The sequence below is a fragment of the Akkermansia muciniphila genome, from assembly GCF_002884975.1.
GTDB classification, from domain to species: domain Bacteria; phylum Verrucomicrobiota; class Verrucomicrobiia; order Verrucomicrobiales; family Akkermansiaceae; genus Akkermansia; species Akkermansia muciniphila_C.
This window is the reverse complement of record NZ_PJKB01000001.1, coordinates 1412616-1435281: the sequence shown is the minus strand read 5'-3', so window position 1 is coordinate 1435281 and position 22666 is coordinate 1412616. Positions and strand designations below refer to the sequence as shown.

Annotated in this window: 20 protein-coding genes; 6 read left to right on the top strand and 14 right to left on the bottom strand. The window is 60.3% G+C overall.

Going from position 1 to position 22666, the window contains the following annotated elements; all coding sequences use genetic code 11:
* Window positions 1-158: 158 nt before the first annotated feature.
* Entirely contained in the window at window positions 159-1889 is a 1731-nt protein-coding gene (locus CXU21_RS05820) for a thiamine pyrophosphate-dependent enzyme (RefSeq protein WP_102725373.1), read from the top strand.
* An 86-nt stretch (window positions 1890-1975) separates the two neighbouring features.
* Here CXU21_RS05820 and gatB read toward each other — a convergent pair whose 3' ends face one another.
* From gatB to CXU21_RS05805, 3 genes are all read right to left on the bottom strand, one after another.
* Window positions 1976-3442 carry an Asp-tRNA(Asn)/Glu-tRNA(Gln) amidotransferase subunit GatB gene (gene gatB, locus CXU21_RS05815; RefSeq protein WP_102725372.1) on the bottom strand — a complete coding sequence of 489 codons (1467 nt, stop codon included), beginning with the start codon at window positions 3440-3442 and terminating at the stop codon, window positions 1976-1978.
* A 168-nt stretch (window positions 3443-3610) separates the two neighbouring features.
* Complete coding sequence (locus tag CXU21_RS05810) at window positions 3611-3973, bottom strand: four helix bundle protein (RefSeq protein WP_102713835.1); 363 nt, start codon at window positions 3971-3973, stop codon at window positions 3611-3613.
* Window positions 3974-4005: 32 nt separating this feature from the next.
* Complete coding sequence (locus tag CXU21_RS05805) at window positions 4006-4737, bottom strand: uracil-DNA glycosylase family protein (RefSeq protein WP_102725371.1); 732 nt, start codon at window positions 4735-4737, stop codon at window positions 4006-4008.
* Window positions 4738-4865: 128 nt separating this feature from the next.
* Here CXU21_RS05805 and CXU21_RS05800 point away from each other — a divergent pair, with 128 nt between their 5' ends.
* From CXU21_RS05800 to rfbA, 3 genes are all read left to right on the top strand, one after another.
* A complete protein-coding gene (locus tag CXU21_RS05800; protein WP_257996547.1) occupies window positions 4866-5810 on the top strand; it encodes a 6-phosphofructokinase in 945 nt (314 codons plus the stop codon).
* Between the two features lie 132 nt (window positions 5811-5942).
* On the top strand, window positions 5943-6995 hold the full coding sequence (rfbB, locus tag CXU21_RS05795) for a dTDP-glucose 4,6-dehydratase (RefSeq protein WP_102725370.1): 1053 nt from the start codon (window positions 5943-5945) through the stop codon (window positions 6993-6995).
* A 9-nt stretch (window positions 6996-7004) separates the two neighbouring features.
* Window positions 7005-7868 carry a glucose-1-phosphate thymidylyltransferase RfbA gene (gene rfbA, locus CXU21_RS05790; protein WP_102725369.1) on the top strand — a complete coding sequence of 288 codons (864 nt, stop codon included), beginning with the start codon at window positions 7005-7007 and terminating at the stop codon, window positions 7866-7868.
* 38 nt (window positions 7869-7906) lie between these two features.
* Here the strand turns inward: rfbA and CXU21_RS05785 are convergent, their stop codons facing one another.
* The 8 genes from CXU21_RS05785 to mce all read right to left on the bottom strand — a co-directional run bounded on the left by CXU21_RS05785 (window position 7907) and on the right by mce (window position 15818).
* Window positions 7907-8608 carry a hypothetical protein gene (locus CXU21_RS05785; RefSeq protein WP_146016978.1) on the bottom strand — a complete coding sequence of 234 codons (702 nt, stop codon included), beginning with the start codon at window positions 8606-8608 and terminating at the stop codon, window positions 7907-7909.
* 122 nt (window positions 8609-8730) lie between these two features.
* Entirely contained in the window at window positions 8731-10227 is a 1497-nt protein-coding gene (locus tag CXU21_RS05780; protein WP_102725367.1) for an acetyl-CoA hydrolase/transferase family protein, read from the bottom strand.
* 53 nt (window positions 10228-10280) lie between these two features.
* Window positions 10281-11054, bottom strand: coding sequence for a biotin--[acetyl-CoA-carboxylase] ligase (locus tag CXU21_RS05775; RefSeq protein WP_102725366.1), 774 nt, complete (start codon window positions 11052-11054; stop codon window positions 10281-10283).
* Window positions 11055-11090: 36 nt separating this feature from the next.
* Window positions 11091-12755 carry a sodium ion-translocating decarboxylase subunit beta gene (locus CXU21_RS05770; protein WP_102725365.1) on the bottom strand — a complete coding sequence of 555 codons (1665 nt, stop codon included), beginning with the start codon at window positions 12753-12755 and terminating at the stop codon, window positions 11091-11093.
* 83 nt (window positions 12756-12838) lie between these two features.
* Window positions 12839-13240: a biotin/lipoyl-containing protein gene (locus CXU21_RS05765; RefSeq protein ID WP_180972677.1), complete on the bottom strand. Its 402-nt coding sequence runs from the start codon at window positions 13238-13240 to the stop codon at window positions 12839-12841.
* A gap of 76 nt (window positions 13241-13316) precedes the next feature.
* On the bottom strand, window positions 13317-13775 hold the full coding sequence (locus tag CXU21_RS05760; protein ID WP_102713855.1) for an OadG family transporter subunit: 459 nt from the start codon (window positions 13773-13775) through the stop codon (window positions 13317-13319).
* Window positions 13776-13796: 21 nt separating this feature from the next.
* On the bottom strand, window positions 13797-15362 hold the full coding sequence (locus CXU21_RS05755) for an acyl-CoA carboxylase subunit beta (RefSeq protein ID WP_102713857.1): 1566 nt from the start codon (window positions 15360-15362) through the stop codon (window positions 13797-13799).
* 33 nt (window positions 15363-15395) lie between these two features.
* Entirely contained in the window at window positions 15396-15818 is a 423-nt protein-coding gene (mce, locus tag CXU21_RS05750) for a methylmalonyl-CoA epimerase (RefSeq protein ID WP_102725447.1), read from the bottom strand.
* Window positions 15819-15985: 167 nt separating this feature from the next.
* Between mce and CXU21_RS05745 the strand changes: the two genes are divergently transcribed.
* Window positions 15986-17524, top strand: coding sequence for a TIGR03790 family protein (locus CXU21_RS05745; protein ID WP_102725363.1), 1539 nt, complete (start codon window positions 15986-15988; stop codon window positions 17522-17524).
* 110 nt (window positions 17525-17634) lie between these two features.
* Window positions 17635-17982: a 50S ribosomal protein L19 gene (gene rplS, locus CXU21_RS05740; RefSeq protein ID WP_102713861.1), complete on the top strand. Its 348-nt coding sequence runs from the start codon at window positions 17635-17637 to the stop codon at window positions 17980-17982.
* A 248-nt stretch (window positions 17983-18230) separates the two neighbouring features.
* Here rplS and CXU21_RS05735 read toward each other — a convergent pair whose 3' ends face one another.
* The 3 genes from CXU21_RS05735 to CXU21_RS05725 form a co-directional block, all read right to left on the bottom strand.
* Complete coding sequence (locus CXU21_RS05735; protein ID WP_102725362.1) at window positions 18231-18992, bottom strand: DUF4328 domain-containing protein; 762 nt, start codon at window positions 18990-18992, stop codon at window positions 18231-18233.
* Window positions 18992-20665, bottom strand: coding sequence for a protein kinase domain-containing protein (locus CXU21_RS05730; protein WP_102725361.1), 1674 nt, complete (start codon window positions 20663-20665; stop codon window positions 18992-18994). Before CXU21_RS05730 ends, CXU21_RS05735 begins: the two co-directional genes overlap by 1 nt.
* A 259-nt stretch (window positions 20666-20924) precedes the next feature.
* A complete protein-coding gene (locus tag CXU21_RS05725; protein WP_102725360.1) occupies window positions 20925-22658 on the bottom strand; it encodes an esterase/lipase family protein in 1734 nt (577 codons plus the stop codon).
* Window positions 22659-22666: the final 8 nt, after the last annotated feature.

Below are 22666 nucleotides of genomic sequence, written 5' to 3'. Positions count from 1 at the left end.
GCCAAGATAGACTCCAGCGCGGTTTCTTCAAGGAAAAAGCCTCCCGGCAGGCAAGGCGGCTGTTTGAAAATCCGTCATGGTTTTCCATGCGGAAGGAACTTCCGGTATCTATGACACAAAAGCATTGATTTTTTTCAACCGGTTTTGGTCTAATCTGCATGTATACGGTAGCTGATCAACTTGTTGAAATTTTGGAAAAAGCGGGAGTAAAGCGCATTTACGGCATTGTGGGAGATAGTTTGAACCCCATCACGGACGCCCTCCGCAGAAAGAAAACCATTGAATGGATTCACATGAGGCATGAGGAAGTGGGCGCCTTCGCCGCCAGTGCGGAAGCACAGCTTACCGGCAATCTGGCCGTATGCTGCGGCAGCAGCGGCCCCGGCAACCTTCATTTGATCAACGGCCTTTATGACGCCCACAGGAGCAGGGCCCGCGTGCTGGCGATCGCCTCCCACATCCCCCAGAGCCAGGTGGGGGTGGATTACTTCCAGGCCACCCATCCGGAGCAGCTGTTCAAGGAATGCAGCTCCTATGCGGAACTGGCTTCCACGGCGGAGCAGGCCCCCCGCGTGCTGATGTCCGCCATCCAGCATGCCTACTCCCTGAATGATGTGGGCGTCATCGTGCTGCCGGGGGACGTGGCGGATGCTCCCGCGGAGGCCAAAGACCTGGTGCATCCCCCCGCCTTCACCCGGGAAACCGTGGTGCCGGACCATGAATCCGTGGCGCGCCTGGCCCAGATGCTCGCTTCACACGGCCGCATCACTTTCTTCTGCGGAGGCGGCTGCGCCGGAGCGGAACGCAAGGTGGTGCAGATCGCCGCGCGGGTAAAGGCCCCGATTGCCTACACCTGGCGGGGAAAAGACTATTTTGAACATGACAACCCCCTGGGCGTGGGCATGACCGGCCTGCTGGGCTGGGGGGACGCCTACAAGGCCATGCATGAAAGCGACCTCATTGTGATGTGGGGGACGGACTTCCCCTACTTCAACTTCCTTCCCACCAGGCCCGCCATCGTCCAGATCGACCGCCGCGGGGAAGTGCTGGGGCGCCGCTGCCGCCTGGACCTGGGAATCTGCGGGGACGTGGGAGCCGTGGCTGACGCCCTGCTGGGAATGCTGGAGGAGAAAAAGGATTCGGAACATCTGGACGCCTCCCTGAAGCGCCATGCCAAGGATGTTAAGGACATGAACGCCTACATGGACGGGAGTGACAAGGAATCCCCCATCCGGCCCGAACAAGTGACCACCGCCCTGAACAAGTACGCGGCCCCGGACGCCGTATTTACCGTGGACACGGGCACCCCCTGCATCTGGAGCGCCCGGTTCCTGTGCTCCACGCTGGGAAGGCGGACGCTGGCCTCCTTCAATCACGGCTCCATGGCCAATGCCATGCCGATGGCGATCGGAGCCCAGAAGGCTTATCCCAGCCGGCAGGTAATCGCCCTCTGCGGGGACGGCGGCTTGTCCATGCTGCTGGGGGATCTGATTACGATTGCCCAGTACAGGCTTCCGGTGAAACTGGTGGTGTATAATAACGACTGCCTGGACTTCATCCAGTTGGAAATGCAGGCCGCTGGCCTGATTCCGTGGCAGATTGACCTGGACAATCCCTCCTTTGCCGCCGTGGCGGACGCCGTGGGCATCAAGGGCTTTGTGCTGGACAAGTCAAGCCAGGTGGACGAGATGGTACAGGCCTTCCTGAAATATCCGGGAGCGGCCCTGCTGGACGCCCGTGTGGACCGGGATGCCATCGCTCTGCCCCCGTATATCAGCCTGGGGCAGGCCGCGGACTTCTCCCTGGCGATGGTCAAGCAGACGCTGACCGGGGAAGTGAAGCAGGTGTGGAACACCCTGGCCGGGAACAGGAAATTGTTCAAGCCCTGAGGGCTTGAACAAAAATACTAAATAGGAAAGACCAAATACTAAAGCTCGTGCCGGAAAATATTTAGTCTTTCATCTTTAGTTTTTGGTCACTGTTCTGAAAGAGCTTTTTTCAGCGCTTCCGTCACAATCTTCGGGTTGGCCTTGCCCTTGGCGGCTTTCATCACCTGTCCGGTGAGCCAGTTCAGGAGCTTGTCGTTGCCTGCCTGGATTTCAGCCACCTTGGCCGGATTGGCGGAAATGACCTCCTGCACGATGGCGTCCAGGAAGGAGGAATCCGCCTTTTCAAAGCCGAGCAGCTTGGCTGCCTGAGCCGCGGTGAGGGACGGTTCCTCCCACATCCGGGTGAAGACGTCCTTGGCCTGGTTGTTGGAAACGGTGCCGTCGTCAATAATGGCGATCAGGTCCCGGATGGCTTCCGGTTTCACCGGGCATTCGGACGGGCGCATGCCTTTTTCATTCAGCACGGCGGAAATATTGTTGATGACCCAGTTGGCAATCTTCTTGCCGCTGGCCGTTCCCTGCGCGGCCTCTTCAAAGAAGCGGGCAAGTTCCAGGTCTCCCACCAGCACGTTGGCGTCATATTCGCTCAGGCCGTAGTCCTCCATGAACCTTTTCTGGCGTTCCTGGGGCAGTTCCGGAATCTGGCTGCGCACCTTCTCCACCAGCGGGGCGGTGTGTATGGGCACCAGGTCCGGGCAGGGGAAATAGCGGTAATCATGCGCGTCTTCCTTGGTGCGCATGATGGCGCTCTCCCCGCGTTCGTCGTCCCAGCGGCGGGTGGACTGGATCTGCGCCATGCCCATGTCCAGTTCTTCCGCCTGGCGCTGGATTTCATAATGAAGGGCCCGGCGTACGGCGGACATGGAATTGAGGTTCTTCATCTCCACCTTTGCGCCCAGTTCCTTCTGGCCGTGGGGACGCAGGGAAATATTCACGTCGCAGCGCATCTGGCCCTTCTCCATGTCAGCGTCGGAAATATCCCCGTAATTCAGAATCTGCTGGAGGGACTTAAGGTAGGCGTAGGCTTCCTCCGGAGTGTCGATATCCGGATCGGAGACAATCTCCATCAGGGCGGAACCGGCGCGGTTGTAGTCAATCAGGGAATAATTGGCGTGGTGGGTGATCTTTGCCGCATCCTCTTCCAAATGGATGCGGGTCAGCTTCACGGTGCGGAAGGGGGGCACGCCGGCCTTGATCACGTCATTCGGGTAGGACCAGGGATACAGGGGAACCTCCCCGCCCAGGCACAGCGGCAGATCCAGCTGGGAGGTCTGGTAATTCTTCGCCATGTCCGGGTAAAAGTAATTCTTGCGGTCCCACTGGGAAACCTCCGGGCTGGAGCATCCCAGCATCAGCCCGGTCAGCAGGGTGCGTTCAATGGCGAACTCATTCAGCACGGGCAAGGCGCCCGGCAGCCCCAGGCAAGTGGGGCACACGCGCGTATTGGGTTCAAAGCCAAAGCCGGTCTCGCAGGAGCAGAACATTTTGCTCTTCGTCTTGATCTGGCAGTGGACTTCCAGGCCAATGGTCACGATGTAATCTGAAATTGCCATAAAATTCGGAACGCTTGAATATCGCGGAAACTGTACGGAACCCTCTTCTTCCTGTCCAGTAAAAAGGCCTGAGGCGGGAGAGTGGAGAGTGGAGAGTGGAGAGTGGAGAGTGGAGAGTGGAGAGTGGAGAGTGGAGAGTGGAGAGTGGAGAGTGGAGAGTGATTTAGATTAAGAATTATTTTTAATTTGGAGGGAAACGGTTTTTGTGGTGGAGGTGAGGAGGCGTTTGAGTTCTTCTCCGTCACGGTAGATGCTGGCGTGCATTTCTTCCGTCAGGAAGGACGTGTCCCTGAGCAAATCAAGCCAGTAAAGGGTTTCCGAACATTCCTTCAAGGCGATGTAGATTTTGGAGAGGAAATCCTTCTTGCTGATGGCGCATTCCGCTTCCGCCAGGTTGGCCCCAATGCCGGTACCGCTTCTCAATAGTTGTTTTGAAAGCACGAACTCCTTCCTCTCATTACACAAAAACTGGTACAAATGAACGATCCGGACAGCAAATTTCCTGCTTTTTACTCTAGTAATTCCCTCCATCACTAAACTCTCCACTTTAAACTCTCAACCCTTCATAAAATGCCCAGCTCCTTAAGCTGCTGGATGGGGCGTTCCGGCCAGAGCTTGTTGGCCATGGGGCTGGCGGGGCTGGGATGGAGCAGGGTGCCGACGGTGAAGCTTTTTCCGGGGAGCCGGGCGGCGGCGTCCCGCAGCTTCTGCGTGGCGTACGCCCCCACGCCCACCAGGGTGTGCGGGTTCAGGATGGAGATGAGGGAAACCAGGTGTTCCATGCACACGGCATCCACGGCGGCGCGTTGGTCTGCGGGCAATTTGTCCGGCGTGATGTTGGCTCCGGTGGCGCCCATCCAGATCAGGGGGCAATAGTTGGCCACGTAGTTGTGCCGGAAGAAGTTTTCCGCCGTGCCGAAGGTTTCCGCAAAGAGCCCCCACAGGCGGCGTCCGCTGACTTCCGAACGGGGGCAGTTGAAGCCCTCCACCGGGCGTTTGGGATGGGTATGCTCCGGCCTGCCGACTTCTCCGCGGATGAGCAGCCAGTTGACGACCGCATCCACTTCCCCGAAGGGGACGCCCGTCTGGGCCATGCCGAAGGGGCCGGGATTCATGCCCAGGAAGAAGTGGCTCTTTTCCCCGTTCCCGTAGGTGCGCACGTACTGCTCATGCGGCGCCCAGGCGTAGGTGAGCGGATTGTAGGTAAAGTGGACCGGGTCTCCGAACTGGAGCCGCTCCGTGCCGTCCCGGAGGGCGGCTGTGGCCTTCAGAATGGCTGTTGCGGTGTCGTTCATGCCACTGCATCATGAAGCGTTGCCGTTTATTGCGCCAGTAAAAACTCCGCGCTTGCATTATTTGCCCGGCTCGGTACCATTCCGCCCCGGACAAGTTAACCTTATTACTTATGAGTGGAATAGCCATTATGACATCAGGCGGTGACGCCGCCGGAATGAATCCGGCGATCAGGGCGGCTGTGGATCATGCCCGCCAGCTTGGAATGAACCCGTACGTTGTCTATGACGGCCTGGAAGGCCTGATCGATGGAAAAATCAAGGAAGCCACCCGGGAACTGACCAGCGACATGATCTACAGGGGCGGCACTCTCCTCCGCTCCTCCCGGTCCAAGCGTTTCTTTGACTACGAATTCCGCAAGCAGGCCTACGAGCACCTGAAGGACCGCAACATTGACAAGCTCGTCATCATGGGCGGTGACGGCTCCTTCCGCGCCCTGAATGACTTTTTCAATGATTTTGAAGTGCCCTTCGCCGGCATTCCGGCCACGATTGACAACGACATCGCCGGCACGGACTACTGCCTGGGCGTGGACACCGCCCAGAACGTGATTCTGGACTGCATTGACTCCGTCCGCGACACGGCCCGCTCCCACCACCGCGCATTTGTGGTGGAAACCATGGGCCGCGACTGCGGCTACCTGGCGATGACCACCGCCCTTTGCAGTGCGGCGGACATTTGCATTGTCCCTGAAATCCCTTACGACCTGGAATCCATCTACAAGCGTTTGCAGCCCGTCATCAATGAAGAAGGGAGCTGCATCATCGCCGTGGTGGCGGAAGGCACCCGCGTGGCCCAGTACCTGACCCGCTGGCTGACGGAACGCGCCGGAATGGACACCCGCCTGACCGTGCTTGGCCATGTGCAGCGCGGCGGCTCACCCACCGCCCGTGACCGCCTGATGGGCACCCGCTTTGCCACGCGCGCCGTGGAAGCCCTGAATAACGGAGACATCAACCAGATCATGGTGTACCAGGACGGCCAGTACGGCTATGCCTCCCTGGATGCCGTGGCCGGGCAGCAGTATTCCGTAAATCCGGACATTATCAACCTCTGCCGGGAACTGAGCTGCTAGCCGGTTCCGCGGTAATGAGTGCCGCTTTTTCCCGCCCATGCCTCCCCGTTCCCGGCGGCATGGGCGGATTTGTTTTGTAAAACCATGCCGCTGCTGTATGATGGCGCCGCATCTTTCCCTGAAAACAGAGTTATGAAAGTTATCGTTACGGGCGGAGCCGGGTTCATCGGCTCCAATCTGGTCAGGCTGCTGCTGGAGCGCGGCCATGAAGTCCTGAACATTGACGCCCTGACCTATGCAGGCAACATCCGTTCCCTGGATGATGTGGCGGCTTCTCCCGCTTACCGTTTCCTGCACGCCGATGTGCGGGATGCCGACCTGATGCGGCGCACCCTGCGGCAGTACGGGCCGGACTGGGTGATGCACCTGGCGGCGGAATCCCACGTGGACCGGTCCATTGATGATCCCGGGGATTTCATGACGACCAACGTGATGGGCACCTTTTCCATGCTTCAGGCCGCACTGGAATATTACCGCTCCCTGGAAGGGGAGAAAAAGGCGGCCTTCCGCTTCCACCACATTTCCACGGACGAGGTATACGGCTCCCTGGGTAAGGACGGATTGTTTACGGAATCCACGCCGTACCGCCCCCATTCCCCGTATTCCGCCAGCAAGGCGTCCAGCGACCACCTGGTGCGCGCGTGGCATGATACGTACGGGCTCCCTTCCCTGATTACCAACTGTTCCAACAATTACGGCCCTTACCAGTTCCCGGAGAAGCTGATTCCCGTGGTTATCCTGAAGGCGCTTGCCGGAGAATCCATCCCCGTGTACGGCAAGGGGGAAAATGTAAGGGACTGGCTGTATGTGGGGGACCACTGCGAAGCCCTCCTTGCTGCCGTTTCTGCCGGAAAACCAGGAGAAACGTATAACATAGGCGGCAATAACGAGAAAACGAACCTGGAACTGGTGGAGCTGCTGTGCTCCCATCTGGATGAATTGCGGCCCCGTGCGGACGGACGCAGCTACCGGGAGCAGATCACCTTTGTACAGGACAGGCCGGGCCATGACCTGCGCTATGCGATTGACGCCTCCAAAATCCGTAGGGAACTGGGCTGGAGCCCGCGCCAGGACCATTCCTCCGGGTTCAGGAAGACCATCCAGTGGTATCTGGACCATGAAGACTGGTGGAGCGGCATCCTGTCCGGGGAATACCGTCTGGAACGCCTGGGAACCAATAGCTAGGAGATAGACATGAAAGGTATTGTTCTGGCAGGGGGAAGCGGTACGCGCCTGCATCCCGTCACGCTTTCCGTCAGCAAGCAACTGCTGCCCATTTATGACAAGCCGATGGTGTATTATCCCATTTCCGTGCTGATGCTGGCCGGAATCCGGGAGATTCTCATTATTTCCACCCCCCGGGACCTGCCCTTGTACAGGGATTTGCTGGGGGACGGAAGCAGGTTCGGCGTCTCCTTTGAATACCGGGAACAGCCCAGGCCGGAAGGGCTGGCGCAGGCCTTCATCATCGGTGAGGAATTCATCGGGAAGGATACGGTGGCCCTGGTGCTGGGGGACAATATTTTTTACGGGCGCGGCCTGACGGAAAAGCTGCGCCGCGCCGCGGAACTGACGCGCGGGGCGACCATCTTCGGCTACCAGGTGCATGACCCCCAGCGTTTCGGCGTGGTGGAATTTAATGAGGAGGGGAAGGCCGTCTCCATTGAGGAAAAGCCGCTCAGGCCCAAGTCCGACATGGCCGTAACCGGCCTGTATTTTTACGACAACCAGGTGGTGGAGATCGCCAAAAGGATTCCCAAATCTCCCCGGGGAGAGCTGGAAATCACGTCCGTGAACCAGGAATACCTGAAAATGGGCCTTCTGAATGTGGAAAAGCTGGCGCGCGGCTATACGTGGCTGGACACCGGCACGCATGACACCCTGCTGGAGGCCTCCATGTTCGTGCGCACCCTGGAGCATCACCAGGGCTTCAAGGTGGCCTGCCTGGAGGAGATTGCCTTTAACAACGGGTGGATTTCCCGGGAGACGCTTCAAGACCAGGCGGGAGCCATGAAAAATAACGGCTACGGCTGCTACCTGGATGAGCTGGTGAAATAACGCCGCCGCTTCATGCGGCTGGCGCAGAGTTTTTTTCTTTATTCCCGCGTTCCGGGCATTTCCGGGTCCTGAAGGTCCGGGAGGGAGGCTATTCCCGTTACATCCCGGAACAGGGTCAGGGCCAGCATGGCGGAAAGCGCGGCCAGGGCTATCTCCAGCCCGCAGGAAAGCAGGAGAACCGCGTAGGGAAGTGCGGCGGCTATGGACGGGGAAGGGCCGGACAGCACGTTCCACAAAAGGAGGAACAGGAAAAACAGGGCGCTCTGCAATCCGTTGCATGCGGCCAGGATAGCCCAGGCCAGAAATCTTTTTCTAGCGCGCGGCGGATAGCCGCGGGTATAGGGAAAGGCAAAGAAGGCGGTGGCGGCGGCCAGAAGAAGGAACATCTCCCAGGTTCTTTCCATCTCCGCATACTGGAAGGCGGCGGCCTGCCCGGTGAACGGAATGAGCAGGGCGTACAGGGCCGGAAGAACCGCCAGCATGCTCAGCACGCGGGTGACGCGGTTGCCGCGGGAGGCAAGCAGAACCCTGCTTCCCCACATGGAGATGCACGCCAGGGAAAGGATGCTGAGAAGGGCGGCCCAGGTTCCCGCTCCCAGCCATCCGGGCATCTGCTCCGGAGAAGCGGCCAGGACGGGGAGGGCCATGTGGATGAACGCCGTCAGGATGGACCCCGCGCCGAAGAGGAAGGCGCAGGCTTTGACCAATGCCTTGGCTGCGGGATAAATCATCCAGTTCATGGGAGAGGGGCGGGCAATGATGAAGGCCGGGAAAAAGGAAAAGGACCGCCCCTTGTGCGGGAGCGGTCCTTCAGGGTTAACGTGGAGTCATGGGCGTCAATGCGAATGACGGCAGGCAGGAGTTACTGGTATTGGGCCCAGTCGACATTCTTCATGTCTCCGCTCTTGGCCAGCTCGGCATGCATGCCCAGGGCGGCCCGGATAGACTGCGGAGTCTGGGCCTTGCCGCCGGACAGTTTCAGGTAATCCCAGAGGATGTTCTTGTAATCCGGATGGACGCAGTTCTCAATAATGGTCTGGGCCCGTTCTTTCGGGCTCTTGCCGCGAAGGTCCGCGACGCCCTGTTCGGTAATGATGATATTGACGTCATGTTCCGTATGGTCATGGTGGGAGACCATGGGGACGATGGCGCTGATCTTGCCGTCCTTGGCTACGGACGGGCAGGTGAAGATGGAAATATAAGCGTTGCGCGTGAAGTCGCCGGAACCGCCGATGCCGTTCATCATCTTCGTGCCGCCGATGTGCGTGGAGTTGACGTTCCCGTAAAGGTCGGCTTCAATGGCGGTGTTGATGGAGATGACGCCGAGGCGGCGGATCACTTCCGGGCTGTTGGATATTTCCGAGGGACGGAGCACCAGCTTGTCGCGGAAGAAGTCCATATCCCTGTAAATGCCTTCCAGGCAGTCATTCGTAACGGTCAGGGAACAGGCGCTCCCGAATTTCACGCGGCCCTCCCGGATCAGGCCGATGACGGAGTTCTGGATGACTTCCGTGTACATTTCAAAGGCGGGGATCGTCTTGTCGCGGCCCAGGGCGCCCAGCACGGCGTTTGCAATGTTGCCCACGCCGGACTGAAGCGGCAGGAAGGTGGAGGGGATAATGCCCCGCTTCATGTCGGCGGCCAGGAAGTCGGCCACGTTCTGCCCGATTTTATCGGTCAGGGGGTCAGCCGCGGCAAAGGAACGGGCTTCGTCCGGCCAGTTGGTTTCCACAATGCCCACGATCTTCTTCGGGTCAACCTGGATGTATGGTTTCCCGATACGGTCGCTGGGTTTGTAAATGGGGATTTCACGGCGGTTGGGAGGATCCAGGGGTTCGTAAACGTCATGCAGCCCCATGGCATTTTTGCTGTGGGCGGCGTTCAATTCCACGATGATCTTGTCGGCAAGGCGGCAAATGGTGGGAGCGATCCCTCCGGCGGCCGTCAGATAAATTTTACCGTCGGCCGTAACCTCGCAGGCTTCGATGATGGCCATGTCTACTTTGCCCATGAACCCGTAACGGATTTCCTGGGCCATCTGGGACAGGTGGATGTCGTTGTAGGCGATTTCCCCATTGTTCACCGCCTTGCGGAAGTCAACGTTGGTGGTGTAGGGGGCGCGGTAGCGAATAGCCTTGGCGCGGGAAAGAACCCCGTCGCAGGAATCGCCCGTGGAAGCGCCGGTGAAGACGCTCACCTGGAAGGGGTTCCCCTTCGCGTGTTCCGCTTCTGCAATTTTTGCCAATTCAGCCGTCACAGCCTTGGCCGTCCCTGCGGGAGTGAACCCGCTCAGGCCAATGTGGTGGCCGTGTTTAATCAGGCTTGCTGCTTCTTCTGGTGTTAGTTCCTTGTAACTCATGTCAGTGATTTTTGTTGGATGAAAGAGAAAGAAACTCCGTGTAAACGGAGCGGTCAGGCTTGTTCTTCAACAAGCCTGTTGATCAGATGTGCCGGGACGGTCCGGAGGGAACCGGCCGGAAGGGATACCACAGGATTGCCCTGATCGTCAATCCCCGTAAAGATTCCCCGGATGGTTTCGTCATCCGTAAGGATGGAAACCGGCCTTTTCCCGGCCCATGCTTGCGCCAGCCCCTCCTGAAGGGCGGGGATGCCGCCATGGGCAAAGGTAGAAAAAACCTGGTCCAAATGCCTGCCGAGGGAAGCCATGACGTCATGCGGTGAGGGACAGTCCTGAACAAGATCCGCGAGCCTTGCGGGAGGGTCCTTGATTTCTCCGGCTATAGAGGCCACGTCATTGAAAATGTTGATGCCCATGCCGATGACGGCCATGTGCGCGGAGGGGCGCTCCACAAGAATGCCCGCCAGTTTGGATTTTTCTATGAGGACGTCGTTGGGCCAGCGCAGGCGCGCGTTGGCAATGCCCATGCTGCGGAGCATGTTGAGCAGGGCCAGCCCTGCAACCAGGGGCAGATGGCCCCAGTGCACACCGGCTGCAGTATCCAGGGGAACGGTGAAGGAGGACCACAGGCCGCCTTCTTCCCCTACCCATTTGCGGTTGAACCTGCCGCGGCCGCTCTTCTGCACGCGGCAGACGGCAATGTGGCGGGGGGGCAGGGAACGGGCCAGGTCATTGGTGGAAGAAGCCTCGGCCCATTCATGATAGGTCCAGTCGCCGCATGGTCCTTCCTCCTCTGGAGGAGTGGGGGATGGGGCGGTGGAATTCATGGGATGGGCCGAGGCCTGGAATAATTTCAAATCAGGTTATCTCGCCAGGGTGGCGATGTAGTAGCCTGCGATGACTGCGGTGCCGATCACGCCCGCAACGTTCGGTCCCATGGCGTGCATGAGAAGGTAGTTGGAGGGATCGTACTTCTGGCCCACATTGTGGGAGACGCGCGCCGCCATCGGAACGGCGGAGACGCCAGCGGAACCGATCAGGGGATTGACCGGATTCTTGCGCCAGATGAGGTTCATGAGCTTGGCGGCAATCACGCCGCCCGCGGTGGCTACGCCGAAGGCGACAATGCCCAGCAGAATGATCAGCAGCGTTTCCTTCTGCAGGAAGCGGTCACCCTGCATCGTCAGACCCACGGAGGTGCCCAGGAAGATGGTGACGATGTTGATGATTTCATTCTGGGAGGCCTGCACCAGGCGTTCCGTCACCTTGCACTCGCGCAGGAAGTTGCCCAGCATCAGCATGCCGATCAGCGGAGAGGCGTCCGGAATCAGCAGGATGGTGACAATGGTTACCAGCACGGCGAAGAACAGTTTTTCACTCTTGCTGACCGTTCGCAGGGATTTCATGCGGATGACGCGCTCCTTCTTCGTGGTCAGCAGCGCCATGATGGGCGGCTGTATCAGCGGAACCAGTGCCATGTACGTGTACGCGGCCACGGCCACGGCACCCAGCAGGTGCGGAGCCAGCTTCATCGTCAGGAAGATGGAGGTGGGGCCGTCAGCGCCGCCGATGATGCCGATGGAGGCGGATTCATTGGGCGTGAAGCCCATGAACAGGGCCATGAAGAAGGTGGCTGCCACGCCCACCTGGGCCGCTGCGCCCAGAAGAAGGGTGCGCGGTGCGGCGAGCAGCGGGCCGAAGTCCGTCAGGGCCCCCACGCCCAGGAAGATGATGGGCGGGAAGATTTCAGCCTTGATGCCCAGCCCGATCCAGTCGTACAGGCCCCCATGGATGGAGGTGACCAGTAGTTCCTGGGTGTGCTGGCCTACGGCCACGTACTTGCCTGCGGCGGAGACCACCAGGGGTTCCAGCTTCTGCGTTTCCAGATTCACCGGAACCTGGTTGCCTTCCGTGTCAAAGTAGTTGACTCCCTTCTGGCGCAGAACGGTGGTGGCTCCACCGTTCGTGAGCAGGTAGACCGGATCGTTGGCGTCCGCTTCCGTCACGTTGTGGAAGTCCTTCAGGTTGGGGTCCACCGTCAGGCTGTCGTCCCCCAGAAGGGCGGCGTCAGCCTTGGCTTTTTCCTGGGATTCCCGCACGGGCTTGATCTGGGAGACGGTCAGCGGGCTGCCGGGGTAAACCTGCATGGGCTGTTCCATGTTTGCCAGATACTGGGCGCGCGCTTCAGGCGTGGTCAGGTTGGCCGGCACCTTGACGGGTGCCTGCTGGAGCGGAGCCACGTGAACGCGCAGGTAGCCCACGTTGTTCAGGGACGTGGCGGTCACTTCCCCCGCCTTATTGGAGGAGATGACCTGCTGGTTCAGCTGGGTGATGAGCATTCCGTTGTCCGGAATGTTGGCGATGAGAGCGCCAAAGGCAATCGGAACCATCAGCAGAGGTTCATATTGCTTGGCCACACCCAGGTACAGGAGAAGGACGGCAATGCCCCACATCCCTACCATTTGCCATGATAGGGAGAAGATGCCCATCCCCTGTAAAAAGGTGATTAATGAATCAAAAAGACTCATATGGAATAATTCTTGTAGCGGTTTTTAGTCTGAGTCGGAGTCCGGACACCTGTGTTAGGGGTTCCGGGCGGCTGCCGCCGGGATTAACCAATCTTGGCCAGAGCCTGTCCTTCCTGAACCGTGTCGCCTGCGCCTACGCAGAAAGCGGTGAGTGTGCCGGCGGAGGGAGCGTAAATGATGGTATTCATCTTCATGGCTTCCAGCGTCAGGATCTGGTCACCGGCCTTCACGGCGGTGCCGGGGGCAACGTCCAGGGAAACAACCTTGCCGGCAAGCGGGCTGGGAACGTCGCCTGCGCCTGCGGCGGCCGGAGCGGCGGCGGGTGCGGGAGCCGGAGCGGGCGCCGCGACAGGGGCGGAGGCTACGGGTGCGGGAGCCGGGGCTGCAACGGGGGCCGGAGCCGAGGTGGTGGAGGAGACTTGGTCCAGGAGTTCTACGGATACGTCAAATACCTTGCCGTCAACGGTGATGCGAAGTTTCTTCATAATAATGTATGGTATGGAATGTTAAGTTAATGGTTCCCGCCGGAGGGGCGGGGGTAGGGGTGAGTAATGGAGTGGTTCAATGGGATGGCCGGATGCGGTGGGAGGCGAAGATTTCCGCCCTGCCTGCGGCCGCATAGCCGGAGCCCGGAGATTGCTTGATTTCCACGATGCGGTGGCTCATGCCGTCCAGGCCTGCGTCCACGGCTGCGGAGATGACTGCCACCATTTCCGGCGTGAGCTCCGTCATGGCGGAGTCCACGGCTGCGGAGAGGATGGCGAGCATTTCCGGAGTCATCCCCGGCTTGCCCGCTGCCGCGGGAGCGGCGGCAGGCATGCCGGAGGGAGCAGCGGAAGCCGCTGCGGCCCTGGCTTTGGCCTTGTTCTGGATGGAGGCGGCAACGGAGCCGCTGATGGTCAGAATGACGGCCAGGCCACCCAGGCACATCATGACCACCAGGATGCCGACGATCTGGTAGTCCAGATTGTCCATGATGTTGGCCATGCCCTGTGCAAAGGCTAGTGCTGTGAGTAACATATGAATCCGTTAAGGTGGATGTTAGAGCGGAATGTTGCCGTGCTTCTTGGCCGGGCGCACTTCCTTCTTGTTCATCAGGGTGCGCAGGGCAAAGGCGATTTTGGCGCGGGTTTCTTCCGGATTGATGACTTCCGTGATCTGGCCCATGCCGGCCGCCACGTACGGGTTGTAGAAGGCGTCCCGGTATTCTTCCAGAAGCTCTCCCTGGCGCTTGGCCTTTTCCGCGGGGTCTTCCACGGCTTTCAGCTCGCGGCCGTAAAGCACCGGAACGGCGCCTTCCGCGCCCATCACGGCGATTTCCGCGCCGGGCCAGGCAAAGACGGCGTCAGCGCCCAGGTCCTTGCAGCACATGGCGATGTAGGCGCCGCCGTAGGCCTTGCGCATGATCAGGGTGACCTTGGGCACCGTGGCCTGGGAATAGGCGAAGATGAGCTTGGCCCCGTGGCGGATGATGCCGCCGCGTTCCTGGTTCTTGCCGGGCAGGAAGCCGGGCACGTCCACCAGGTTCACCAACGGAATGTTGAAGGCGTTGCAGAAGCGGATGAAGCGGGCGGCCTTGTCGGAGGAGTCAATGTCCAGGCAGCCGGCCTTCACGTTGGGCTGGTTGGCGATGATGCCGACCACCACGCCGCAGACGCGGCCGAAGCCGACGACGACGTTTTTGGCGAAGTCCTTGTGCACTTCCAGGAAGTCCCCGTCATCCACCAAGCGGCTGATGATGGGCTGCACGTCCAGGGGGGTGCGGTTGTCTGCGGGGATCAGGTCGCTCATGCCTTCGTCCGCGCTCAGGTCAAGCGGGGTGTCCAGCTTGTGGGGCGGTTCTTCCGCGTTGTTGGCGGGGAGGAAGGAAAGGAGCTTCTTCAGGATGTCCATGGCATGCGCGTCGCTGTCCGCCACAAAGTGGACGTTGCCGGACACGGAGGCGTGGATGGCCGCGGAGCCGATGTCATCCATCGTGCACTTTTCATACGTGACCTGCTCAATCACCTTGGGACCGGTGATGTACATGCCGGCGTTGCCGGAATTGCGCATGATGATGAAGTCCGTCAGGGCGGGGGAATACGCCGCGCCGCCTGCGCACGGGCCCAGGATCATGGAGATCTGCGGAACCACGCCGGAAGCCAGCACGTTGTTGTAGAACACCTGGGCATAGCCGGACAGGGCCGCCACGCCTTCCTGGAGGCGCGCGCCGCCGGAATCGTTCACCGTCACCATCGGGATGCCGGCCTTCAGGGCGTACTTCTGGGCGTCCGCGATCTTCATGGCGTGCATGTAGCCGAGGGAACCGCCCTGGGCCAGGAAGTCGGAAGCCGCGCAGGCGACCGGACGGCCGTTTACCAGGCCGAAGCCGGAAACGACGCCGTCGCCGGGGATTTCCTTCTTGCCCATGCCGAAGTTGTGGCAGTTGTGGCGCACGTGCATGCCGATTTCCGAGAAGGTGCCTTCTTCAAAGAGGTACCCCATGCGGTCACGGGCAGTCATCTCGCCCTTTTCATGTCTTTTGTCGATCTTTTCCTGACCGCCGCTGAGGATGACCTTCTTGCGGCGGCTGTTCAGATCGTCAATCAATTTGGGATCAATAGCCATTTGGTATAGTGGTATGGTGAATTCGGAAAATGCTTACTTGCCGCATCCGCAGGAGCCGGGGTGCTCGCAGAATTCGGTCAGAACGCCGAAGGTGCACTTGGGATGCAGGAAGGTGACCTGCGTGTTGTGCGCGCCGGGGACGGGCGGGTCGTTCAGCACGGTGAGGCCTGCGTCCTTGGCCTTGGAAATGTTGTCGGCAATGTCGTTGGTCTTGAAAGCGATGTGGTGGATGCCCTCCCCTTTTTTCTCAATGGCCTTGGCAATGGCGCTTTCCGGAGAGGTGGGTTCAAGCAGTTCAATGTGAACTCCGGCAACGTCAAACATGGCGACACGCACCTTTTGCGTGGGCACTTCCTCAATGTGGGGCTCTCCGAATCCGAGCGCATCACGGTAATAGGGAACGGTGGCGTCAAGGCTCTTGACGGCGATGCCGATATGGTCAATTTGTTGAATCATATGCGTATGATGGTTGTAGGGAATGCAGGTGAAAGCCTGCAATACATCAGGAGCCATTAAAGCGATTTTTTTTTAGAAGTGAAGCGAAAAGCGGAAAAATGGCGAAATCACGGATGCTCCGGTTCGCCTGCTTGATTGCCCCGCGGAATCAGGTATGGTAGGGGGGTATGCTGAAGAGGGGATTAGCCGTATTGTTCTTCCTGGCGGCGTGGTTTTCCGCCGTCTGGGCCTATGAACTCCAGCCCGCGCATGTGGCCGTGGTTTACAACGGGAAATCGGAGCTGAGCCGGCGCATGGCCGCGGAGTATGCGCGGGTGCGCGGCGTGCCGGAAAGGAACCTCATTTCCCTGGATTGTCCCGCGGCCAATGAGATTTCCCGGAAGGAGTATGAAGACCTCATCCGCACCCCCCTCCTGCGTACGGCACGGGAACAGCGCTGGTGGGTGCCCTCCGGCATTGCCTCCGCCCCCATGATGGACCGGAAGATTTTCGCGCTGGTGCTGATGGCGGACCTGCCGATGAAGATACGGCATGAAAATCCCGTGCCCCCTCCCGGGAAGGACGTCAACCAGATGCAGACGGACCGCGCCGCCGTGGATTCGGAACTGGCGCTGCTGGCCATGGACGGATATGAAAAAAAGTCCTGGCTTCCGAATCCCTATTATGATTCCAGGGAGGATTTTGTGGGCGCCGGCCTCCCCACGTTCCTGGTGTGCCGCCTGGACGGCCTGACGGCGGAGACCTGCATGCGGCTGGTGAAGGAACCCGCGGAGGTGGAGAAAAACGGCTTGTGGGGGTGGGCCGTGGTGGACCGCGGCGGCCCCTACGCCCAGGGGGATGCGTGGCTGGACGCCGTGTTCCGGAGCGTGCGGGAGGCTGGCATACCCGCCTACCTGGACGACTGGCCCCAGACTCTTCCGGAAAAGTTCCCGCTGAGCCGGGACACGGCGCTCTACTGCGGGTGGTACACGGGTACCGCGAACGGTCCGTTCACGGACCCCTCCTTCCGCTTCCGGCCCGGAGCGGTGGCCATGCACCTGCATTCCTTCAGCGCTTCGGATTTCAAGGTTCCCGGCACGGGGTGGAGTTCCGCCCTGCTGGAAAAGGGGGCGGACGTGACGGTGGGGAACGTGTATGAGCCGTTCCTGGGCGCGTGCCACCGCTTTGACATTTTTGTGGACCGGCTGCTGGACGGCTATTCCGTGGCGGAGGCCTCCTGGATGAGCATGCCCGTGCTGTCCTGGCAGGGGGTGGTGTTCGGTGACCCCCTGTACCGCCCGTATGCCCGCATGAAGGGCATGGACGTGAAGCCCGCGGAAGAAGACCGCTACTTCCAGGGCTGGTGGGCTTCCCGGGTGCAGTTCGGGGACCGCTGGCGGGAGCGCTCCGCCCGGCTGCTGGAGACCGCCCGGAAGGCCCCTTCCTCCTGCCTCTATGAAGCGCTGGCCCTGGAATACCTGTACCGGAAGGATCCGGTGCAGGCCGGAAAGCTGGTTTTCTCCGCGCTGGACGGCGCGCCGGACGCCCGCACCCGTGCCCGCCTTCTGCTGGAGTCCCTGCTGGTGGAGCGCGCCCAGGGCGGAGAAAAGGCGTGCCTGATGCGCATGGACAGCGTTCATGCGCTCATGTCTTCCTCCGCCTTTCTTCCGGCGCTGGAGGAATGGCGCGGCAGGATAGCCCCGCCTCCCGCCCCGGTAAAAAAATAAAATTGAGGCCGTACGGCAAATTTGGATTGCCTTTTAGGGGATTATGGCCCATATTCTGCGTCCCGTAAGTTTTCCTTTTACTGATATTCACCAGCAATAGATAACACAAGATGAACATTATCAACAAAATCGAGCAGGAGCAACTCAAGGCGGATGTGACCGCATTTAACGTAGGTGATACCATCAAGGTTCACACTCGTGTTATTGAAGGCGGCAAGGAACGTATTCAGATTTTCCAGGGCATCGTGATCGCCAAGCGCGGTTCCGGCGTCAATGAAGCTTTTACGGTGCGCAAGATTTCCTACGGTGAAGGCGTGGAACGCGTGTTCCCCCTGCACACCCCCCGCATCGCCAAGATTGAAGTCGTGAACCGCGGCAAAGTCCGCCGCGCCAAGCTTCATTATCTCCGTGGCCGCATCGGCAAGGACGCCATGACGGTGAAAGCCGCCAAGCGCTAACCGGAGGAATTGCTATTTTTGCTGGCCCGGCCCGCCGTGAGGCGCGGCCGGGTTTTTCATGCCCGGAAGGAGGTATTCCCGGATGGGGGAAAGGAACTGATGGGAAAGGCTCTCCGCTCCCTGCCTCAACAGGCTTTTCCGGAGAATTGCGGATAGCCGGATAAGGGGGAGGGAAGAGAAGATAAGCCAAACCTGTCCGTGCTTCCGGCGGATGTCTGCGGTAAAGGCATATTGCCCCGGCGGAAAGGTCAGCGGACTGCCAGCCGCCTTTGCAGGGAATGGAAGTGGAGCATCATCAGCACGGAAGCCAGCAGGCATGCAATAAAGGCCATGCCGTTGTACATGATGACGGGCCGCACCATGCCGTTCATCAGGGCTTCCAGCTCCCGGTCCAGTGCAAATGCGTTCCCCGGGTCTTCTTCAGCCCAGGCGCGGAAGGTCTGGAAGAAGCCGGCCAGAGGCTGGCACAGCGTATACAGGAAGATGAGCAGGGACCCCGGCACGCTAACGGCCCAGGCCGTCCATATCCAGCCCTTTCCGCGTGAAGGGCCGGGGGAGGAGAGGGCCTTGTTGATGTCCAGCATGGCTTGAAGGGGCATCCATATATTGCCCACGGGCAGGAAAAAGGAAAGGACGCAGAGAAGGGGCGTGCAGCGCAGGGCCCCCTTTTTCACCGTTTCCGCATTTTGCGCCAGGCGGTAAACCAGCATCAGCCAGCAAACGACCAGCCCGGCGGTGCACAGGTAGAACAGGCTGCCGTCCATGGTAAAGGGCGCTGTGGACCCTGCATTCACCTGGGTGAGGGAGGCGGCGGCGCTTCCTCCCTCCTGAAGCTCCTTCACTGACTGGGCCACTGTTTCCGCGATGGCCTGCTGAATCAGGGGAAGGTCATGAAAAACCAGGTACAGGGTGCCTCCTGCCAGCGCCAGCGCAAACAGGCACAGGAGGAAAAGGAGAACGCCGGTCTTCCGCAGGGGCGGCAGCCCGGCTGGAGGCGGTTCCTCAGTCATTATTCTTCCTCAGGGGCGGTAGCGGGCGCGTCCGGCTCTTCTTCAGGGCCGTAGGCCTCCACCTCCGTCAGCGCCAGCGGGCGGGCGGGATTGGTGGATTCCACGCGCAGGGCGCGCGCCTTGACCGGAGCGTCCAGCTTCCAGGTGGTGACGTTGGTGGATTTTTCCGAGGTGGTGGTGGTGAAGGTCTTTTCCGCCAGCACGTTCTTGTCATTGTCGTACAACAGCACCTTGAATTCCTCCATCGTTCCCAGCAGGGTCAGGTTGGCGGGAGTGTAAATGACTATTTTTTCCACGGTTCGGTTGGTCTCCTGGCCGAAGTCGATGCCGAACCAGGCGTTTTTCCCCTCCACCACGCCGGTGGCGCTGATGGAGACATCCGCAAGTTCGGAACTGGTATTGCCGTCAACGGCTTTTTCCGGACCGTAGGCGCCCAGCATGTTGCGGTTGGAGCTCTGGCGCACCTTCACGCCGGGCTGGAGGCTCCAGTTAACCTTGCCGGGTTCACCGGAAGGCCTGGGGGCTGCCGGTACGGGAGCGGGAGGCGCGGCCGGAGCCGGCACGGGAAGGACCGGGGCTGGGGCGGCGTTATCCGCAAGGGCCGGGGCGGCGGGCGCAGGAACTGCCGGGGCGTGGCGGCGCGCTTCACGGTTCGCCTTTCGCGCGGCGTCCGCCTTCGCGTTATTATCCTTCTGCACCTGCTCGTTGTAGTCATTGCGCATTCTGGCCACATCCTTCTTGTACAGGATGCAGGTGTAAGTCAGCACAATGCCCACGATCAGGGCCGGGATGAGGTAGTAGTAAATATTGGACTGCCCTTTCTGCGTATTCAGGGCCGGGACCGCCGGGGAGGCGCCCGTGACCGGAAGGGCGGCGGCGCTCCTGCCCGTGGGGTTGGCAATCGCCTTGTCCAGGTCCGTGATGAAATCCCCCAGGTTCCGGTAGCGTTCCTGGGTGTCCGGATTGATGGCGCGGGAAACCACCGCATCCACGGCGTCACTGCACTTGATCAGGGTGGAAGGCATGGCGAAGCCCGCTTCCATCGGCGTTTTGCGGGTCAGCAGGATATAGAGCGTCAGCCCCAGGGCGTAAATGTCCATACCCGGCGTGAAGGAGGCCTCCGCCCCGGTGACCCATTCCGGGGAAGCGTAATCCCCCATGTCCACGGGGGGCTGGGCCGGATAAATGTTGATGGGCAGCAGCAGGGCGTCTCCGCCGTCCGCCCTCAGGCAGATCAGCTTGGGCGTGATGCCTCCGTGAAAGATGCCCTTGCGGTGCAGCGTCAGCAGCCCTTCCGCCATGTTCCGGACCAGGTTGAGCGCCGCCTGGGGGGGGATTTGGGGGAGCTGGTCCAGGTCCGCCAGGCGCGGATAGGGGGAATGCTCGGAAATGATGAAGGTGAACGGCCCTGCCTGCCCCACTTCATAAACGCGCAGAAGGCCCTGGTGCGCCTGTTCCACGATGGTGAGGGAGCGGACGAGGAATTCCGGGTCCCAGCCGAAGACCCCGGCTTCTTCCGTGGGGACCACCCGCAGCATGACGGGCGCAAAGTTGGATTTCAGGGTAGCTGTGAAAATCTGCTGGGGGCCTTTGGTTCCGACAAGCTGGATGTTTTCCAGCTGGGGGAAGAGGGCGGAAATCTGGTCCATGGAATGGGAATCGTCGTCGGGCATGGAGGAGGGGGAAATAGTATTGGCAAATATTCTAGCTTGAATCCCCTGCCGGAAGCAACTCTATAAGGGGGCATATTGCAGGGTGGAGGAATATTTTTTCTTCTTCCCGGACCCGGCATGCCCGTTCCCGCCAGGAGGGGCGGAGTGTTTTTTCCGGCGGTGAGGGAGGCGGCGGAAAAGCCGCCCGGATGAATGGGGAACGGGGCTCCCGGGAAGAAACAAGCGTTGTCTCATGTTCCGGAGCCGGGGAATGCCCGCTTTACGGCCTCTTCAGGATGATGGGCGGCGCGGGATTGGTCTGCCACACCGGGGTGGCGGCCTTGGCGTCCGCTTCCTCCAGCGCCTGGCGGCCCTTGACCTTGGCCAGGTGCTCCCGGAGAATGCGCCGCAGCTCCACGGCGGCGGCGGGGTCGTCCTGCACGCTGTGTCCGGACGGGACGATCTTTTCACTCACGCTCCAGTCCAGATGGGAGGAACGGTACTTCACCACCCCGTCGGAGGAGTGGGGCGTGTCATTCCTGCCCCTGTCGCCGATGATGGAATGAACCGGAACGGAAGGGGAGCCGCGCAGCTCGGACATGTATTTGACCAAGGAGGAGTTCGGGGAAAGCTGGCGGATGCTGGTAAGCTCGTCCTTCAGCTGGAGGGGGTTCAGCAGGAACATGCCTCGGCTGAGGGTGGCGATGCGGGTGACCTCTTCCAGCATGTCCGCGGGGAGGTCTATCAGGCGCTGGCCCAGCCGCCCTATCCAGTTGTCCGCAAAGGTGGAGCCGCGGTGGGGCGTAGCCATGTACACGATGCGCGTGACGCCCCTGGCCGGGGAAAAGATGAAATTGGTCTGGAGCTGTTCCAGCGTGTGCTCGTCACAATGCAGGGGTTCCAGCCCGGTTTTCCAGTTTTCCAGCGTCATGTCCGCAAAGGTCTCCGGAGGCAGTTCAAACAGCCCCTTCATCAGCGTCCACGGCTTGGTGGAATTGTTGAACCGGGTGATGAGGCCGCCCATGGAGTGCCCAACCATGACGATGTTGTTCATCTCTTTGGAGGTTCCGCGCGGATTGTACTCCTTCATCAGTTCCTCCAGCGCTTCCCGCTGCCTGCTGGCCGGGATGGTCCAGGCCAGCCCGGACGGATAGCCGAAGAACCAGAACTGGTAGTTTTCCCTGATGACGGGGTCCACCAGAAGGCGGTTGGTCAGGTTGGCGAAGGTGGCGGGACCGGACATCAGGCCGTGGGTGAACAGCACGGGAATTTTCTTGGGATCGTACGGTTCGGAAAAATACAGCCCCATCGTATTGATGGCTTTTTTGGGGCGGAACGCGCCCAGCAGCTCCGTGCCGTCCGCGTCGGAAAGCTTCCAGAACAGGGCGATGGGTACGGAAAAGTTTGCCGCCAGAGGCTGCCGCACCTTGTTCTTGCCGATGAAGACGTGCTCATTCATCAGGCGCGGGATGGTGCGCAGCACCGGTTTGCCGTCCACCATGCGGTCAAAATCCAGAATGGCCGTCAGCGTGTGCACGTTGCCGTTGTCTTTCAATACATTGGCATGAGGCTGGGAAACGCCCTGGGGCGCCAGTCCCGCCAGGGGAATGCCCATGCCCTCCACGGTTACGCTCTCCCGCAGGCGGAAGGTGGGGTCCACCTCGTCAGACATGTAGATGGCTTCATAGAACCAGGGGTTGCTGTCCTTGGCGTAAGGGGCTTTTTCAATGATGAAGGGGAGGCTCCGGCGCGTCTTCTCATTCATGCCGCCCTCGCGTTTGGCCTCTTTCAGGTGCGCGGCCAGTTCCCGGATGCACGCGTTATATTTCTTTCTGGCTTCCGGCCATTCCCTGCTGCGGCGCGGGTCGGAAAGAATGAGCCATGCGGCGTGAGCCTCCCGGATGGCCGCAGCGTCATCCTGGTAATGGGTGTACGCCGTGCCCTGCTGCTGGTGCAGGGAACAGCCGGAAAAGCCCAGGACAAGGCCTAAAAGAAGGGCGGAAGCCGTTTTCATGATGGAAA